This is a genomic window from Pseudomonas ogarae (assembly GCF_014268695.2).
GTDB classification, from domain to species: domain Bacteria; phylum Pseudomonadota; class Gammaproteobacteria; order Pseudomonadales; family Pseudomonadaceae; genus Aquipseudomonas; species Aquipseudomonas kilonensis.
On sequence record NZ_CP077086.1, the window covers coordinates 5191553 to 5209001 of the forward strand.

Below are 17449 nucleotides of genomic sequence, written 5' to 3' on the forward strand. Positions count from 1 at the left end.
GGGGTACAGCGTGTTTATGCGATAGAAACTGTCAATTGGCCCGGTTGACGGGTCAGTGGCGGGAAAATTCGACGAAAGCGCTGATCACCTGGTCGATTTGCGCCGCGCTCACGTCCATGTGCGTCACCATTCGCAGGCGTGGAGCAGCGCTGAGCTTGACGCCCCGCTCATCGGCAAATGCCTTGATCGCCTCGGCCCGCTCGCCCATTTGCACGTAGACCATGTTGGTCTGCACCGGCTCGACCTCGTAACCCGCCGCACGCAAGCCCTCGGCGAGCCGCTGGGCATTGGCGTGGTCATCGGCCAGGCGCTGGACCTGATGTTCCAGGGCATACAGCCCAGCTGCCGCGAGAATCCCCGCCTGGCGCATGCCGCCGCCGACCATCTTGCGCAGCCGGCGGGCCTTGCCGATCAGCTCGACGCTGCCGCACAGGACCGAGCCCACCGGCGCGCCGAGCCCCTTGGACAGGCACACCGACACCGAATCGAAATATTGCGTGATCTGTCGGGCATCGACATTCAGCTTGACCGCCGCGTTGTACAACCGCGCCCCGTCCAAATGCAGAGCCAGGCCATGTTCCTGGGTGAAACGCCGGGCCCGGGCCAGGTATTCCAGTGGCAGCACCTTGCCCTGCATGGTGTTTTCCAGGGCCAGCAGGCGGGTGCGGGCAAAGTGGAAATCATCGGGCTTGATCGCCGCAGCGACGTGCGCCAGGTCCAGGGAACCGTCCGCCTGCACCTCAAGGGGCTGGGGCTGGATCGAACCGAGCACGGCCGCACCGCCGCCTTCGTATTTGTAGGTGTGAGCTTGCTGGCCGACGATGTATTCGTCGCCGCGCTCGCAGTGGGCCATCAACCCCAACAGGTTGCTCATGGTCCCCGTGGGCACGAATAGCGCTGCGGCAAAGCCCAGGCGAGCGGCCAGTTCAGCCTCGAGGCGATTGACGGTCGGGTCTTCCCCATACACGTCATCGCCGGTAGGCGCGCTGGCCATGGCATCGAGCATGCCGGCGGTAGGTTGGGTGACCGTGTCGCTGCGAAGATCGATAACGCTCATGAATCTGGCCTCGGGTGCTGGAGGGGGAATTCCCTTTCGAAGGGCAATTACTGCGGGCATGGCGGGAAATAATCAAGGCTGGTCGACGGAAAGGGCAACAAACCCCTTGCTCCCACGGCTCGCTCCCACAAGGGGTTATGTGTTAAAAAACCTCCGCGGCCACAAACCATGGCGGCAAAAACGTTCTCAGGGCGGGGTGTAATTCCCCACCGGCGGTAATTGCACGCAACGTGCATAGCCCGCGAGCGCTTGGTGGTACACCACTTTTTGGGGTGTAGCGACAAGGTCAGCAGACCCGGTGTGATTCCGGGGCCGACGGTCATAGTCCGGATGAAGAGAGAACGGGATTGGCACCCAAGGGCCGACTGCGACTGTCCGTGCGCGGCGTACCCTCGAATCCCCTTCGATTCATGACGCCCTGTTTTTCACACAAACAGGAACCAGAACATGCAACCCACTGCAATCGACAGCAAAAGCAAAAGTCATCCGGGCGAGCGCGTCGCGTTCATCCAGGCCTGCTGGCACAAGGAAATCGTCGACCAGAGCCGTAAAGGCTTCGTCGCCGAAATGATCACCCAGGGTTATCAGGAAAGTGATATCGACTTCTTCGAAGTCGGTGGCGCCTTCGAGATTCCGCTGCACGCCAAGCTGCTGGCCAAATCAGGCCGCTACGCCGGCATCGTCGCCGCCGGCCTGGTGGTGGACGGTGGCATCTACCGTCACGAGTTCGTCGCCCAATCGGTCATCAGCGGCCTGATGCAGGTCCAGCTGGAAACCGAAGTGCCGGTATTCTCGGTCGTGCTCACGCCGCATCACTTCCATGCTGGGGAGGAACATCAGAAATTCTTCTTCGAACATTTCGTGCACAAGGGCCAGGAAGCAGCGAAAACCTGTGCCGATACATTGCACAAGACCCGGGCGTTGCGTCGTAGTGAGCAGCGGGCGGTGGCGGTCTAAGCCTGGACACAGTTTCCCCTGTGGGAGCGAGCCTGCTCGCGATGACGGAGTATCAGTCGCCATCAATGTCGACCGATAGACCGCTATCGCGAGCAGGCTCGCTCCCACAGGGGGGCATGTATTGAGTCCAAGATTCGGTTTAGATCAGGTTTTCGTCGGTCGCCGGCACGATCAGGATGCCGGCCCGCAAGCCATTCTTGACCTTGGGGTTCGGAAAGATGATTCGGGCCCCCTCCTCTTCGATCACCCAGCGGGTCTGGGCGATGTCTTCGGCCAGCACGTAGCCTTTGCCCAATTCCGAGAAGTTCTCGATGTCCGCCGGCAGGTTCAGGCGGAAGCTGTCGCTGTGCTTGATGATTTCCCGGGCGACGCTGAACAGTTGCAGGCCATCGAGCCCTTCATCCAGCTCCGGCTCGTTGCCTTCGATGATCTGTTGCAGGCGGGTTTCCAGCAGGCTGACGTTGACGCCGTCGTTCTGCCCGAATGGCCGGGCCTTGCCCAGTTCCAGGGTAAAGGACTCGGCACCCAGTTGGTCGTAGGTGTAGGCGCTGAACACAATGGACGGCTTGTTCTGCAGCAACACCGCCTCCATGCCCCCGGCACGCAGGCGTGCCAGTTCACGGCGTGAATGCTGGCGACCTTCTTTCCACGGGTAGAGGGCGAACTGCTCGATCTTCGAGCCGCGGATGGCGGTGTGCAGGTCGTAATGCAAGCGACTGCGTTCTGGCCGGCTGAAAAAACTGGCGGCCAAGCGCTCCAGCTCGCAGGCCCGTAGCGCCTCAGGACCGCCGCTCAGCTCATGGCGGCCATTGAACAGGCGGTTGACGTCCTGTTCGACGAAACGCTCACCGCGCCGGATGGCCTCGGGATTGCCGAACAGGAACAGAATGCGTGCCCGCGGCTTCAAATGGCCACGGGCGATGTCATGCAGCAGGCGGTCGAGCAACTCGATCGGCGCGGTTTCATTGCCGTGGATACCGGCCGACAGCAACAGGTCCAGGCCATTATCCCGGGCTTCGGGCGGCTTGACCTCCAGCGCGCCCTCGCTCAACCAGCGCATCCGTACGCCTTCGACAGTCAGTTGAGTCTTCTCCGCCGGTTCACGGCCGGCGAGGGTCAGTTCAAGCAGTTTGCCGAGGGCGAGCATAGCGCGGTTTCCTTAATGGTCGTGGCCGCAATCCGGGCCATGGACATGGTCATCGTCGCCGACGTCCGCCGGTTCCATTTCCAGTTGCAGGCTGACCAGGTTGGTCGCCAATGGACGCAACAACAGGTTGGCGTATTCCTCGTCCCCTTCCTCGACATCGACGCCGATCAGCAACTGACCGCGGCCATCCTGCTGGATCCACAACTCCTTGCCTTGCCACATCACCGCGACGCGGGTGCAGGAAGTTTCCAGTTGGGTGCCGTCGGTGTCTTCAAGGATCAGCTGCAGGGTATCGCTCATGTCTTTACATTCTCGTCTGGGGATAAGGCAACGCGCCCTGCTTTGACTGTAGTCAGGTCGCGCGCGCTTTCAATTGATCTGGAAAGGATAAACCGCGCCAAGTTTAAGGATTTGTGTCAGTTCATCCAGTGCCGCACGGCATTCGAGCAGCAACTGCGGGTCTGCCAGATCGTTTTCGGTCATGCGGTCGCGGTAGTGCCGCTCGACCCATTGGGTCAGCGAATCGTACAGCGGCGCGGTCATGATAACCCCTGGGTTGACGGCCGCCAGCTCGGTTTCATTGAGGGCCACGCGCAACCTCAGGCAAGCCGGGCCGCCACCGTTCTGCATGCTTTGCTTGAGGTCGAAGACCTTCACTTCGCGAATCACCCCGCCAGCGCCCGTCAGGCCCTGCAGGTATTGCCAGACACGTTCGTTGCTACGGCATTCTTCCGGCACGATCAAGAGCATTGAACCGTCGGGACGCGACAGCAACTGGCTATTGAACAGGTAGGAACGTACCGCGTCATCGACGGTGACCGCCGAACGCGGTACGCACACCGATTGAAATTTCCCACCGACCTTGGCGAGTTTGCTGCTCAATTCGGCCAGCATCTTGTCGGTCTCGAGAAACGCGTCCTCGTGATAGAACAGCACTTCGCCATTGCCCACCGCGATCACGTCGTTGTGGAACACACCCTGGTCGATCACCGATGGGTTCTGTTGGGCGTACACCACGCCCTCCTCCCTCAGCCCGTGCAGGCGGGCAACGGCCTGGGAAGCTTCCAAGGTCTGGCGCGCCGGGTATTTCTGCGGCGCGGGATAGCGGGTATCAAAGGCACTGCGACCGAACACGAAGAACTCGACACCAGCCTCGCCGTAGGCGCGGCAAAAACGGGTGTGGTTGGCCGCGCCTTCGTCGCCGAACTGCGCCACCGCCGGCAAGGCGGCGTGGTGGGCGAAGTGGTGCTGGTTGGCGAACATCGCCCCCAGCACACGACTGGTGGTCGGATGCTCGATGCTGCGGTGATATTTGCAGTTCAGGTTGGCGGCGGTGAAATGCACACGACCATCGGCCGTGTCGGCGCTCGGGCTGACCGTGGCGGCGTTGGCCACCCACATGCTGGAGGCCGAGCAACTGGCAACCAGCAGCGGCATCGCTTCTTTCGCGGCCTGCTGGATGACTTGGGCATCGCTGCCGGCAAAACCCAACCGGCGCAGGGCCGCCACGTCCGGGCGCTCCTGCGGCGCCAGCACACCTTGCTGGAACCCCATGTCCATCAGCGCTTTCATTTTCGCAAGGCCCTGCAACGCCGCTTCCTTGGGGTTGGAGGACTGCTGGCTGTTGCTCTGGGACGCGACGTTGCCGTACGAGAGCCCGCCGTAGTTATGGGTCGGCCCCACTAGACCGTCAAAATTGACTTCATAGGATTTCATCAGCGAGGCTCCACGAGAATCTGTTTTTTTATAGGCATCAATAACAACCGAGTCGCGGCTATCGCGGGCAAGCCTTGCCCGCGATAGCGGTCTCAAGACATGCGCACGCCGGGGGTCATGGCAGCCGGCATCACAAGGCTTGGTGTCTCCAGGGAAGCCACCGGATACGCGCAATAATCGGCCGCGTAATAAGCGCTGGCGCGATGGTTGCCCGAGGCGCCGACACCGCCGAACGGCGCGCTGCTGGCGGCACCGGTCAGCTGTTTGTTCCAGTTGACGATACCGGCGCGGCTTTGCAACCAGAACTGCTGGTAACGCGCCTGGGAATCGGACAGCAACCCGGCGGCCAGGCCATATTGCGTATTGTTGGCCTCGGTGATTGCCGCTGCGAAATCTTTGTAGCGGATCACTTGCAGCAACGGCCCGAACAGCTCTTCATCAGGACGCTCGGCCACTGCCGTCACGTCCAGGATACCCGGCGTCAGCAATGCGGCCTGGGCCTGCGGTTGGGTCATGCTCAACAGCGGCACGGCGCCTTTGCCCAGCAAATGGTTTTGCGCATCCATCAGCGCCTTCGCCGCGGCCAGGGAAATCACCGAACCCATGAACGGTGCCGGTTGCTGGTCGAAGGCACCGACTTCAATGGTCGAGCTGACCGCCACCAGGCGCGCCAGCAAGGCATCGCCCCAGGCGCCTTCCGGCACCAGCAGGCGGCGCGCACAGGTGCAGCGCTGCCCGGCGGAAATGAAAGCGGACTGAATAATGGTGTAGACCGCCGCATCGACGTCCGCCACCTCATCCACCACCAGCGGGTTGTTACCGCCCATTTCCAGCGCGAGGATCTTGTCCGGACGCCCGGAAAATTGTTGGTGCAGCAGATTGCCGGTGCGGCTGGAGCCGGTGAAAAACAGCCCATCGATGCCTGGGTTCGCCGCCAGGGCGATGCCGGTTTCCCGCGCGCCTTGCAGCAGGTTCAGTACGCCCGCCGGCAGACCGGCCTCGACCCAGCACTTGACCGTCAGTTCGGCAACTTTCGGCGTCAGCTCGCTCGGCTTGAACAACACGCTGTTTCCGGCCAGCAGCGCCGGCACGATGTGGCCGTTGGGCAAATGACCAGGGAAGTTGTAGGGACCGAACACCGCCACCACACCGTGGGGCTTGTGGCGCAATACAGCGGTGGCGTCGCCCAGGGGGCCGCTCTTCTCGCCGGTCCGCTCGCGGTAACTCTGCACCGAAATGGCGACTTTGTTGACCATGCTGGTCACTTCGGTCGCTGCTTCCCACAACGGCTTGCCGGTTTCTTCACCGATGCAATGGGCCAGTTCGTCCGCGTGATTTTTCAGGGCAGCGGCAAAGGCTTCCAGCACCTGGATGCGTTCATCCAGCGAGCGCCGAGCCCAGTCCGGGAAAGCCTGGCGCGCGGCCTGCACCGCCGACTCCACTTGCGCCGCCGTGGCACCGTTACCCGACCACACCACCTCTTGGCTCACTGGGTTCAACGACTCAAAGAGGTCACCCTGGCCTTCCAGCCAGCTTCCTGCGATGTACAGCGAGTTCATTATTTCGACTCCCGGGCAGCAGACAACGCGACGGCACGTACCTGATCGCCGGCGTTAAGTTGAAGACGCTTGGCGGTCAGCGGATCGACCACCAGCGTGCCGGCGGCAAAGCGCGCCGGTGCAGCGGTGATGCGGCAGTCTTCGCGCTTGCGGTTATGGATGAGGAACGGCGTGGCATCATCGCCCGGCGTACCGATGGCCAGCACCAGCGCCTGACTGTCGCGAATCGCACGGATCTTGCCGGTTTCGCATTCCACCGCCGGGCCGGCGTCGAAGATGTCGACGTAACCCTGGTAGCTGAAGCCTTCGCTCTTGAGCATCGACAGCGCCGGCTCGGTGTCGGGATGAACCTGGCCGATCACGGCCCGGGCATCTTCGGACAAGAAACAGGTGTACAGCGGGAACTTGGGCATCAGCTCGGCGATGAACGCCTTGTTGCCCACCCCGGTGAGGTAATCGGCCTGGCTGAATTCCATCTTGAAGAAGTGCCGGCCCAGGCTTTCCCAGAACGGCGAACGCCCATTGTCGTCGGACATGCCGCGCATCTCGGCGATGATCTTGTTACCGAACAACTGTGGGAATTCGGCAATGAACAACAGCCGCGCCTTGGCCAGCATCCGGCCGTTGAGACCACTGCGGAAATCGGCATGCAGAAACAGCGAGCACAGCTCGGAATTGCCGGTCAGGTCGTTGGCCAGGAACAAGGTCGGGATTTCCCGATAGATGTTCAATTCCTGGGAAGCGCTGACCGTCAGGCCGACCCGGAAGTTGTACCAAGGCTCACGCAATCCCACGGCGCCGGCGATGGCGGAAATGCCCACCACGCGACCGTCATCGTCTTCGAGCACGAACAGGTAGTCCGCGTCACCGCGCCCGGCTTCGCCGCGAAAGGTCTTCTCGGCCCAGCCGACCCGATGGGCCAGGCGCTCTTCGTTGGCCGGCAGGGTGGTCAGGCCGGTGCCCGTGCTGCGGGCCAGGGCGATCAGAGCGGGTAAATCGCTGCTGCGTACGGGACGAACGATCATGCTATCTCCTCAAACGGGTCGCTCACGCCACCCGCGAAACTCAGCGGTAAAGCGTTAAACGGCTACCAGACGCACGCTGGCGCCTTCGCCGACGCCCAAGGCTTCGGCCGCTTCCATGTCCAGCGTCACAGGTTTGCCCGGCGCGTAATCGAGATCGAGCAGCACGGCGCGGTAATCCTGCAATTGGGCATTGGCCACCAGGTATTGGCGGCCGGCACCCTTGACCGGTTCGCCGATCTTGACCGGCACCACGCGGCTCTGGGCAATCGAGCGGATACCCGAGACACGAGCATGCAGGGTCGGGCCACCGTCGAAGATGTCGATGTAGTGATCGGTCTCGAAACCCTCGCGCATCAGGATGTCGAAGGTGATCTGCGCCCGCGGATGGACCTGGCCCATGGCTTCCTGGGCGGCGTCCGGCAACAGCGGCACGTAGATCGGGTAATGGGGCATCAGCTCGGCGAGGAAAGTACGGCTTTTCAGCCCGCACAGGCGCTCGGCAGCGGCGTAGTTGAGGTCGAAGAAGTTGCGACCGATGGCGTCCCAGAACGGCGAGTCACCATTCTCATCGCTGTAGCCGACGATCTCGGTCACCACCGAATCGGCAAACCGTTCCGGGTGGCTGGCGACGAACAGCAGACGCCCGCGGGAATTGAGTTCCGACCATGGCGAACCCACCAGCTCCGGCACCACGTAGAAACTGGTCAGCAGGCTGTTGCCAGTCAGGTCGTGGCACTGGGAGAGCACGTGGATCTTGTTGTGGATCTTCAGCTCACGGGAGGCGTGAACGAAGGTCTCGTTGCGAAAGCTGTAGAACGGTTCGGAATAACCGGCCGAAGCGACGATGGCCGAACAACCCGCCAACTTGCCGGTCGCGGTGTCTTCGAGGACGAAGAAATAGCTCTCTTCACCGTTGAAACTGACTTCGGCGGCGAACGAGGCTTCGCTTGCGGCGATCTTGTCGCTCAGGCGTTCCACGTCATCCGGCAAGGAAGTGACACCGATCGGACTGTCCGCAGCCAGACGCTGTACCTCGCCCAGATCAGCCATTTGCGCGGGGCGCATCACCAGCATGGTGTCACTCCTTAACTTGAAATAAAGGTTCGACCGTCAGGTCGATACACAGAGAATAAAAACCGGACCTGCTCCCCACTGACTCAATATGGGACCAGGTTTGTAGGAGCAAAGCTTGTGGGAGCAAGGCTTGCCCGCGATGCAGGCGACGCGGTCCTTGGCGAACTGAGGCACCCGCATCGCGAGCAAGCTTTGCTCCCACAAACCTGCACCCACATAAGTCCGGCTCCCACAATGGAGCCGGTCAAGTCTGAAATCAGGCTTGGCTCAACTTCGCCGCAGCCCGCTCGAAGCGGTCCAGGCCTTCGTCGATATCGGCGTCTTCCACCACCAGGCTCGGAGCGAAGCGAATCACGTCCGGGCCGGCTTGCAGGATCATCAGGCCTTCCTGTTCGGCGGCGTTGAAGATGTCCTTGGCCTTGCCTTTCCAGGCGTCGTTCAGCACGCAACCGATCAGCAAGCCCAGGCCGCGCACTTGGGTGAACAGGCCGTACTTCTCGCCGATCTGCTCCAGGCGTGCCTTGAACTTGGCGTGCTTGGCTTTGACACCCGCCAGCACCTCAGGGGTATTGACCACGTCGATCACCGCTTCGGCCACCGCGCAGGCCAGCGGGTTACCGCCATAGGTGGTGCCGTGGGTGCCGACGACCAGGTGCTTGGCCAGCGCTTCGGTGGTGAGCATCGCCGCGATCGGGAAACCACCGCCCAGGCTCTTGGCGCTGGTGAGGATGTCCGGGACCACGCCGTAATGCATGTAGGCGAACAGGTGGCCGCTGCGGCCCATGCCGGTCTGCACTTCGTCGAACACCAGCAATGCGTCGTGGGCATCGCACAGGTCGCGGGCGCCTTGCAGGTAGGCCTGCTCGGCTGGCAGCACACCGCCCTCGCCCTGGATCGGTTCCAGCACCACGGCGCAGGTCTTGTCCGAAATGGCGGCTTTCAAAGCGGCCAGGTCGTTGTAAGGAACGTGGGTGATGCCAGTAATTTTAGGCCCGAAACCGTCGGAGTACTTCGACTGCCCGCCGACGTTGACGGTGAACAGGGTACGACCGTGGAAGCTATTGAGCGCGGCGATGATTTCGTACTTCTCACTGCCGAAACGATCGAACGCGACGCGACGGGCCAGCTTGAAGGCGGCCTCGTTGGCTTCGGCGCCGGAGTTGCAGAAGAAAGCGCGCTCGGCAAAAGTCGCGTTGACCAACTTATGGGCCAGGCGCAGGGCCGGCTCGTTGGTGAATACGTTGGACACGTGCCACAGCTTGTTGGCCTGTTCGGTCAGTGCGCCGACCAGTGCCGGGTGGGCATGGCCCAGTACGTTGACTGCAATACCGCCAGCAAAGTCGATCAACTCGCGACCGGATTGGTCCCATACGCGGGAACCGGCGCCACGCACAGGTATGAAGGCAGCAGGTGCATAGTTGGGAACCATAACCTGGTCGAAATCGGCGCGTTGTACCGCGGCTTGCTCAACGGACATCGGAGTCTCCTGATGAGGAACACCCGCCTGGAACTGGCGGGCTTGGTAAGGATTGTAAGGACAGTTTTCAGCCCGGCCTTGCCGCCAAGCGACAACTTCTTATAGCGCCAACCCACGTTTTTCGCGGGTTTACGGCAATGCGACAAATAGCGTCGCAAAGGCGCAGTTTAAACGTTGCCGGTGTATTTGAGGGGCTGGCTTCCACATTTCCCTCGGCCATGCAAAACACTTGTGGCGAGGGGACTTATCTGTGGGAGCAAAGCTTGCTCGCGATACAGGCGCCTCGGTTCACCAAGGACCGCATCGCCTGCATCGCGGGCAAGCCTTGCTCCCACAGAAGTGTGTTTTGCCACTTAGCCCCGTTCGGACGGCACCGAGGACAATTCGAACGGGCTGCTGCTGCGTCGCTGGTTGCGGTCTTCCCGCGGTGTGGCGCCGAAGAAGTTGCGGTAGGCGCTGGAGAAGTGTGGCCCTGAGGAGAAGCCGCAGGACAGGCCGATCTGGATGATGGATTTGCTGGTCTGCATCAACATCTGCCGGGCCTTGTTCAGACGCAGCTCCAGGTAATACTGGCTGGGCACGCGATTGAGGTATTGCTTGAAGATCCGCTCCAGTTGTCGACGGGATACACAGACATGCTGGGCGATCTCGTCGGTGGTCAGCGGTTCTTCGATGTTGGCCTCCATCAGCAGCACCGCCTGGGTGAGCTTTGGATGGCTGGAGCCAAGGCGGTTCTGCAACGGGATGCGCTGACGCTCGCCGCCCTCACGAATGCGCTCTACCACCAATTCTTCCGACACCGCGCCGGCCAGTTCCGCGCCGTGATCGCGAGCCAGCACCGCCAGCAACAGGTCGAGTACCGACATGCCGCCGCAAGCGCTCAGGCGATCGCGGTCCCAGTCAAATAGATGGCTGGTGGCGATGACCTTGGGGAAGCGCTCGGAGAAATCGTCCTGCCAGCGCCAATGCACGGCGGCCCGGTAACCGTCGAGCAAACCCAATTGGGCCAGGGGATAGACACCGGCAGACAAACCGCCAATCACACAACCGGCCCGCACCAGTTGCTTGAGGGCGCTGCTCAGGGGTGAGGCCAGCGCGGCCGGCGGCTCATCGGCCAGCAGGAACAGCTTCTGGAAACCTTCGAGCTTGCCGGCCCAAGGCTCGCCCGGCAGTTGCCAGGCGCCGTCGGCCGACGGTTCGGCCTGCAAGAACGACAGTTCGTAGACCACATCCGGATGCACCCGCTGAGCAACACGCAAGGCCTCCTCGGCCAGCGCCAGCGTCAAGGCTTTAGTGCTGGGCCAAATCAGGAAACCTATTCGATGGGCAGTCATGGCGGGCAATCCGAAGCGAAAACAGTGTTAAAGCCAAAAGCGGCTGCAACCAAATTAGACCATCTGGCGCGCGGTGCGCAGCATGACCCAAATCAGGTGCGTAACGGGAGCGATTACTTGAGGCTGCCCGAAAGAAATTGTTGCAGGCGCTCGGATTGCGGATTGACCAGCACTTCGCGCGGGTTGCCGCTTTCTTCGACGATGCCTTTGTGCAAGAACACCAGTTGGTTCGACACTTCACGGGCAAAGCCCATTTCGTGGGTCACCACCACCATGGTCCGGCCTTCCAGGGCCAGGGCCTGCATCACCTTGAGCACGTCGCCTACCAGTTCCGGATCAAGGGCCGAGGTCGGCTCGTCGAACAGCATCACCTCCGGCTCCATCGCCAGCGCACGGGCAATCGCCACACGCTGCTGCTCGCCGCCGGACATATGGCCCGGGTAGGCATCCTTGCGATGGGCCACGCCGACCTTGTTCAGGTAGTGCTCGGCCTTCTCTCGCGCTTCAGCCTTGGACACACCCAGTACATGCACCGGTGCTTCCATGATGTTTTCCAGCGCAGTCATGTGGGACCACAGGTTGAAATGCTGGAACACCATCGACAGCCGCGAACGCATGCGCTGCAGTTGCTTGGGGTCTGCGGCCTTCAACGCGCCGTCCTTGCCGGCCACCAGCTTCAACTCTTCGTTGTTGAGCAGGATCTTGCCGGCGTGGGGTTGCTCAAGCAGGTTGATGCAACGCAGGAAAGTACTCTTGCCGGAGCCACTGGAGCCGATGATGCTGATCACATCGCCAGCGGCGGCTTTCAGGGACACGCCCTTGAGCACTTCGTGACTGCCATAGCGTTTATGCAGGTCTTGGACTTCAAGCTTGTACATGCGGTCGGTTCTCACAAAACGTCAGTCGTTGAGCAGTCGATCGGATCGATGCGTTATCAGTGCTTGCGCGGGGCCAGGTAACCCAGCCAGCGGCGCTCGGCCAGTTTGAACAGGCGCACCAGGATGAAGGTCAGGCACAGGTAGAAAACGCCGGCCGTGATGTAGGCCTCGAACGGCAAGTAGTACTGCGCGTTCACCGTGCGCGCGGCACCGGTGATGTCGATCAGGGTCACGATGGATGCCAGGCTGGTGGTCTGCAACATCATGATCACTTCGTTGCTGTATTGCGGCAGCGCCCGACGCAAGGCCGATGGCAACAGGATCCGGCGATACAGCTTGTAGCGCGACATGCCCATGGCCTTGGCCGCTTCGATCTCACCGTTGGGCGTGGCCCGCAGGCTGCCGGCGATGATTTCGGCGGTGTAGGCGCTGGTGTTGATAGCGAACGCCAGGCAGGCGCAGAAGGTCGCACTGGACAGCCACGGCCAGAGAAAGCTTTCACGCACGATCGCGAATTGCGCCAACCCGTAGTAGATCAGGAACAGCTGGACCAGCATCGGCGTGCCGCGGATCACGTAGGTGTAGAGCCAGGCCGTCATGTTGACGACCGGCTGCTTGGACACCCGCATCAGCCCCAGGGGCAACGCCGCCAACAGACCGAAGAACAGCGACAGGGCCAACAGCTTCAGGGTGGTCAACAAGCCACTGAAATACAGCGGCAAGGCTTCATAGATGACGTTGTAGTCGAAGATCATAGATCAGCCGCCCTTACGCCTACCGAGTAGCGCTTCTCAAGGTGACGCAATGCCAGCAACGAGACGCTGGTGATCACCAGGTACATCGCCGCCACTGCGAGGAAGAAGGTGAAAGGCTCGCGCGTGGCATCTGCCGCCTGCTTGGCCTTGAACATCATGTCTTGCAGGCCCACCACCGAAATCAGCGCGGTCGCCTTGGTCAGCACCAGCCAGTTGTTGGTGAAGCCCGGGATCGCCAGGCGAATCATCTGCGGCACCAGCACTCGGAAAAACACCTGGAAGCCGTTCATGCCGTACGCCATGCCCGCCTCGGCCTGCCCCTTGGGGATCGCCATGAAGGCACCGCGGAAGGTTTCCGACAGGTAGGCACCGAAGATGAAGCCCAGGGTACCGATACCGGCCGCCAGCGGGTTCAGGTCGATGTAGTCGTCGTAACCGAGCATCGGCGCCACGCGGTTGAGCAGGTCCTGGCCGCCGTAGAAAATCAGCAGGATCAGCACCAGGTCGGGAATGCCGCGAATGACCGTGGAATACAGGTCGCCCAGCCACGCCAACCAGCGCACCGGAGAGAGGCGCAACGCAACGCCGATCAACCCCAGGACGATGGCCAGGGCCATGGACGACAAGGCGAGCTCAAGCGTCAACCATGCGCCATCGAGGATGACAGCCCCGTAGCCTTTCAACATGATTCAGGTCCTCGAAAGTGGGATGAAAAAATGGCGCAAACCGCAGAGATCCTGGTGCTTGCGCCATTTCGCACGAGTGGCGGGACGTCGTTACTTGCCGTAGATGTCGAAAGCGAAGTATTTGTCCTGGATTTGCTTGTACTTGCCGTTCTCGCGAATGGCGGTGATCGCGCCATTGATCTTGTCTTTCAGGGCATCGCCCTTGCGAACCGCGATACCGATACCGTCGCCGAAGTATTTCTCGTCGGTAAAGGCCGGGCCGACGAACGCGAAGCCCTTGCCGGCATCGGTCTTGAGGAAGCCGTCATCCAACAGCGTAGCGTCTGCCACGGTGCCGTCGAGACGACCAGCGGACACGTCCAGGTAGATCTCGTTCTGCGAACCGTACGGCTTGATCTCGGCACCCAGCGGAGCCAGCACTTCACGGGCGAAACGCTCGTGGATCGAACCACGCTGCACGCCGATGTTCTTGCCCTTGAGCTCAGCCAGGCCGTCGCTGACCTGGGTACCGGCCTTCATCACCAGACGGGCCGGGGTGTTGTAGTACTTGTTGGTGAAATCAACCGATTTCTTGCGATCTTCGGTGATCGACATGGACGACAGGATCGCGTCGATCTTGCGGACCTTGAGCGCCGGGATCAGGCCGTCGAACTCTTGCTCGACCCACACGCACTTGACCTTCATCTCTTCGCACAGCGCATTGCCGATGTCGTAGTCGAAACCGACGATGCTGCCATCCGGGGCTTTCGAGGCGAACGGAGGGTAAGCCGCCTCGATACCAATCTTCAGGGGCTTCTCATCAGCGAAGGTCGGCAGGGACAGCACAGACAGTGCCAGGGCGCCAAGCAGCACAAGTTTCTTCATCTTGGGACTCCATCGGTAAAGGGCAAAAACGGCAGAGTGAGCAACAGCCCAATATGCGAATGGGTGAAACGAACTTTGGTGCTGCGTCCTAGGAAGCTCACGTTTTATTCAACACGAGCCACGACGAGCGAGTGATCGGCATTCTAACGACAGGCCCGAAGCCGATATTTCTTCAATGCGACAACAAATTACAGAAGCACCGAGAAAGCTGTTCGAGCGCATTGACAGCCCCGCAAATTCATGCAAGAGCAAAAGAAGGGAAACCGATCTATGCTGCAAATAGCGGGCCCATTATTCGCAAACCCTTCTAATCCGGCAAGCACAGCGTGTCGGCTTATTTGGGCAGACGCCTGGAAGCGCCCTGTAATGAGGCTTGGCGTTTCACATCGCCCCGCTGTGGCGCCTTTGGTTACACATTTCGAAACACCGGTAACGTTCAGACACCTCCTACTTTGAACGCCGATATTTATTCGAACACCAAGCCAGCTACACACAAACCCGTGGCGAGGTGCATGCCACTCAGCATGAAAAAAAGCCCCGCTCGGCACTGCCGGGCGGGGCTTTTTGGTGTTACACGCTACCGTCAGGCAACGTTCATGGTCTTGTGCGTCTCGATCAGATGCGCCACCACACTCGGATCAGCCAGGGTGGAGATATCACCCAACCCGTCGTACTCCGCCGTGGCGATCTTGCGCAGGATGCGGCGCATGATCTTGCCGGAGCGGGTTTTCGGCAGCCCCGGCGCCCACTGGATCACATCCGGCGAAGCAATCGGACCGATCTCCTTGCGCACCCAGTTCTTCAGTTCCAGGCGCAGGGCCTCGCTGGTTTCTTCGCCGGCATTGAGGGTGACATAGACATAGATGCCCTGCCCCTTGATGTCGTGCGGCACACCGACCACCGCCGCTTCGGCGACTTTCGGGTGGGCGACCATGGCGCTCTCGATCTCGGCCGTGCCCATGCGGTGACCGGACACGTTGAGCACGTCATCCACCCGACCGGTGATCCAGTAGTAGCCATCCTCGTCACGACGCGCGCCGTCACCGGTGAAGTACATGCCACTGAAAGTCTTGAAGTAGGTGTCGACAAAACGGTCATGGTCGCCGTACAGCGTACGCGCCTGGCCTGGCCACGAATCGAGGATCACCAGGTTGCCTTCGGCGGCACCTTCGATCAGGTTGCCGAGGTTGTCCACCAATGCCGGCACCACACCGAAGAACGGACGCGTGGCCGAACCTGGCTTCAATGCCGTGGCGCCTGGCAGTGGGCTGATCAGCACACCACCGGTTTCGGTCTGCCACCAGGTGTCGACGATCGGGCAACGTTCCTTGCCGACATTCTTGTAGTACCAGTCCCAGGCTTCCGGGTTGATCGGCTCGCCCACCGAACCCAACAGGCGCAGGCTGCTGCCGTCAGCACCTTCGACGGCGGCGGTGCCCGAGGCCATCATCGCGCGGATAGCGGTTGGCGCGGTGTAGAGGATGCTGACCTTATGCTTGTCGACAACCTTGGCCACCCGGGTGATGTCCGGGTAGTTCGGCACGCCTTCGAACAGCAACGTGGTCGCGCCATTGGCCAGCGGGCCGTAGACGATATAGCTGTGGCCGGTGACCCAACCCACGTCGGCGGTGCACCAGTACACCTCGCCTGGCTTGTAGTCGAACACCCGCTCATGGGTCAGCGCCGCGTACAGCAAGTAGCCGGCCGTGGTGTGCTGCACACCCTTGGGCTTGCCGGTGGAGCCGGAGGTGTAGAGGATGAACAGCGCTTCCTCGGCACCCATTTCCTTCGGCGCGCAAACGGTGCCGGCCACTTTCATCAGGTCTTCGTACCAGATGTCGCGGTGCTGGTTCCACTTGATGCCGCCACCGGTGCGTTTGCAGACGATGACCTTCTGGATGCTGCTGGTTTCCGGGTTGGTCAACGCGTCATCGACGTTGGCCTTGAGCGGGATCTTCTTGCCAGCGCGAACGCCTTCGTCGGCGGTGATCACCACTTTGGATTTGCAATCGATGATCCGACCGGCCAGTGCTTCCGGCGAGAAACCGCCGAACACCACCGAGTGAATCGCACCGATCCGGGCACAGGCCAGCATCGCGACCACGGCTTCAGGGATCATCGGCATGTAGATGGTCACCACGTCGCCGCGATGCACGTCCTGGCCGCGCAGGGCGTTGGCGAACTTGCAGACTTCTTCATGCAGCTCGCGATAGGTGATGTTACGGCTCTCGGCAGGGTCATCGCCCTCCCAGATAATCGCAATTTGATCGCCGCGCTCGGCCAAGTGACGGTCGAGGCAGTTGTAGGAAACGTTCAGGGTGCCGTCGGCGAACCACTTGATGTCGACATGGTGATCGTCGAAGGACGTCTGCTTCACCGTGGTGAAAGGCTTGATCCAATCGAGGCGCTTGGCCTGCTCGCGCCAGAAGCCGTCCGGGTTGACGACCGACTGCTGGTACATGGCCTTGTAGGTCGCCTCGTCAGTCAGCGTATTGGCCGCAACCTCGGGACGAACGGGATACACAGAAGCCGCACTCATCTTTCTTACCTCGGTGAATAGTTGTTTTTGTATGATCCCGTTGTAGCCCGGGGCGGGCCTATAGAACCATTCGACGATGGTAGTAACAAGTCCCTACAAAATGTCGGTACTAACCTGCGCACCCAGCAAATCCCCTGTGGGAGCGGGCTTGCTCGCGAAGGCGGCGGTAGATCCAATACAGATGTAACAGACAGCCACCGCTTCCTACGACGATTATTACCAGATCAACCAACAGTGTTTATCAAAACCGAGTCTGTTTACCCCCACCCTCACCTTCTAAAATCCACCTCGCCAACCGGCAAACACGATTAGCGCAACACAGCCCCCACGAAGGCCGTTAATCAAACTTCCAATATCAGCTCCACACGCAACCCTAAAAAG

The 17449-nt window shown here is 61.1% G+C and carries 15 protein-coding genes and 1 riboswitch; of the genes, 1 reads left to right on the forward strand and 14 read right to left on the reverse strand.

Going from position 1 to position 17449, the window contains the following annotated elements; all coding sequences use genetic code 11:
* Window positions 1-52 precede the first annotated feature (52 nt).
* The gene (gene ltaE / locus HU749_RS22780) at window positions 53-1057 is read right to left on the reverse strand and encodes a low-specificity L-threonine aldolase (protein ID WP_046062554.1); all 1005 of its coding nucleotides are present in this window, start codon (window positions 1055-1057) and stop codon (window positions 53-55) included.
* Window positions 1058-1235: 178 nt separating this feature from the next.
* Window positions 1236-1404: riboswitch (FMN riboswitch) on the forward strand.
* A 100-nt stretch (window positions 1405-1504) separates the two neighbouring features.
* Between ltaE and HU749_RS22785 the strand changes: the two genes are divergently transcribed.
* Window positions 1505-2014, forward strand: coding sequence for a 6,7-dimethyl-8-ribityllumazine synthase (locus HU749_RS22785; protein WP_003204780.1), 510 nt, complete (start codon window positions 1505-1507; stop codon window positions 2012-2014).
* A 139-nt stretch (window positions 2015-2153) separates the two neighbouring features.
* Here the strand turns inward: HU749_RS22785 and astE are convergent, their stop codons facing one another.
* The 13 genes from astE to acs form a co-directional block, all read right to left on the reverse strand.
* A complete protein-coding gene (gene astE / locus HU749_RS22790) occupies window positions 2154-3161 on the reverse strand; it encodes a succinylglutamate desuccinylase (RefSeq protein WP_003204782.1) in 1008 nt (335 codons plus the stop codon).
* Between the two features lie 12 nt (window positions 3162-3173).
* Window positions 3174-3461, reverse strand: a complete 288-nt coding sequence (locus tag HU749_RS22795) for a hypothetical protein (RefSeq protein WP_003178862.1) — start codon at window positions 3459-3461, stop codon at window positions 3174-3176.
* A 69-nt stretch (window positions 3462-3530) separates the two neighbouring features.
* The gene (gene astB / locus HU749_RS22800; RefSeq protein WP_079305432.1) at window positions 3531-4877 is read right to left on the reverse strand and encodes an N-succinylarginine dihydrolase; all 1347 of its coding nucleotides are present in this window, start codon (window positions 4875-4877) and stop codon (window positions 3531-3533) included.
* Between the two features lie 92 nt (window positions 4878-4969).
* Window positions 4970-6439 carry a succinylglutamate-semialdehyde dehydrogenase gene (astD, locus tag HU749_RS22805; protein ID WP_186650463.1) on the reverse strand — a complete coding sequence of 490 codons (1470 nt, stop codon included), beginning with the start codon at window positions 6437-6439 and terminating at the stop codon, window positions 4970-4972.
* Window positions 6436-7461, reverse strand: a complete 1026-nt coding sequence (gene astA / locus HU749_RS22810) for an arginine N-succinyltransferase (protein ID WP_018612658.1) — start codon at window positions 7459-7461, stop codon at window positions 6436-6438. The genes astD and astA overlap by 4 nt, the downstream gene beginning before the upstream one ends.
* Before the next feature lie 54 nt (window positions 7462-7515).
* A complete protein-coding gene (aruF, locus tag HU749_RS22815; RefSeq protein WP_018612659.1) occupies window positions 7516-8535 on the reverse strand; it encodes an arginine/ornithine succinyltransferase subunit alpha in 1020 nt (339 codons plus the stop codon).
* Window positions 8536-8791: 256 nt separating this feature from the next.
* Entirely contained in the window at window positions 8792-10012 is a 1221-nt protein-coding gene (locus HU749_RS22820; RefSeq protein WP_046062556.1) for an aspartate aminotransferase family protein, read from the reverse strand.
* 353 nt (window positions 10013-10365) lie between these two features.
* Window positions 10366-11346, reverse strand: a complete 981-nt coding sequence (locus tag HU749_RS22825; RefSeq protein WP_014339809.1) for a GlxA family transcriptional regulator — start codon at window positions 11344-11346, stop codon at window positions 10366-10368.
* Between the two features lie 113 nt (window positions 11347-11459).
* Window positions 11460-12224 (reverse strand): ABC transporter ATP-binding protein, encoded by a 765-nt coding sequence (locus HU749_RS22830; RefSeq protein WP_003204797.1) that lies wholly within the window; start codon window positions 12222-12224, stop codon window positions 11460-11462.
* 56 nt (window positions 12225-12280) lie between these two features.
* Window positions 12281-12979: an ABC transporter permease gene (locus HU749_RS22835; protein WP_003204798.1), complete on the reverse strand. Its 699-nt coding sequence runs from the start codon at window positions 12977-12979 to the stop codon at window positions 12281-12283.
* Entirely contained in the window at window positions 12976-13665 is a 690-nt protein-coding gene (locus HU749_RS22840; protein WP_014339811.1) for an ABC transporter permease, read from the reverse strand. Before HU749_RS22840 ends, HU749_RS22835 begins: the two co-directional genes overlap by 4 nt.
* A 90-nt stretch (window positions 13666-13755) precedes the next feature.
* Window positions 13756-14529: an ABC transporter substrate-binding protein gene (locus HU749_RS22845; protein WP_014339812.1), complete on the reverse strand. Its 774-nt coding sequence runs from the start codon at window positions 14527-14529 to the stop codon at window positions 13756-13758.
* A 583-nt stretch (window positions 14530-15112) separates the two neighbouring features.
* Window positions 15113-17068, reverse strand: a complete 1956-nt coding sequence (gene acs, locus HU749_RS22850) for an acetate--CoA ligase (RefSeq protein ID WP_041476105.1) — start codon at window positions 17066-17068, stop codon at window positions 15113-15115.
* Between the last annotated feature and the right edge of the window lie 381 nt (window positions 17069-17449).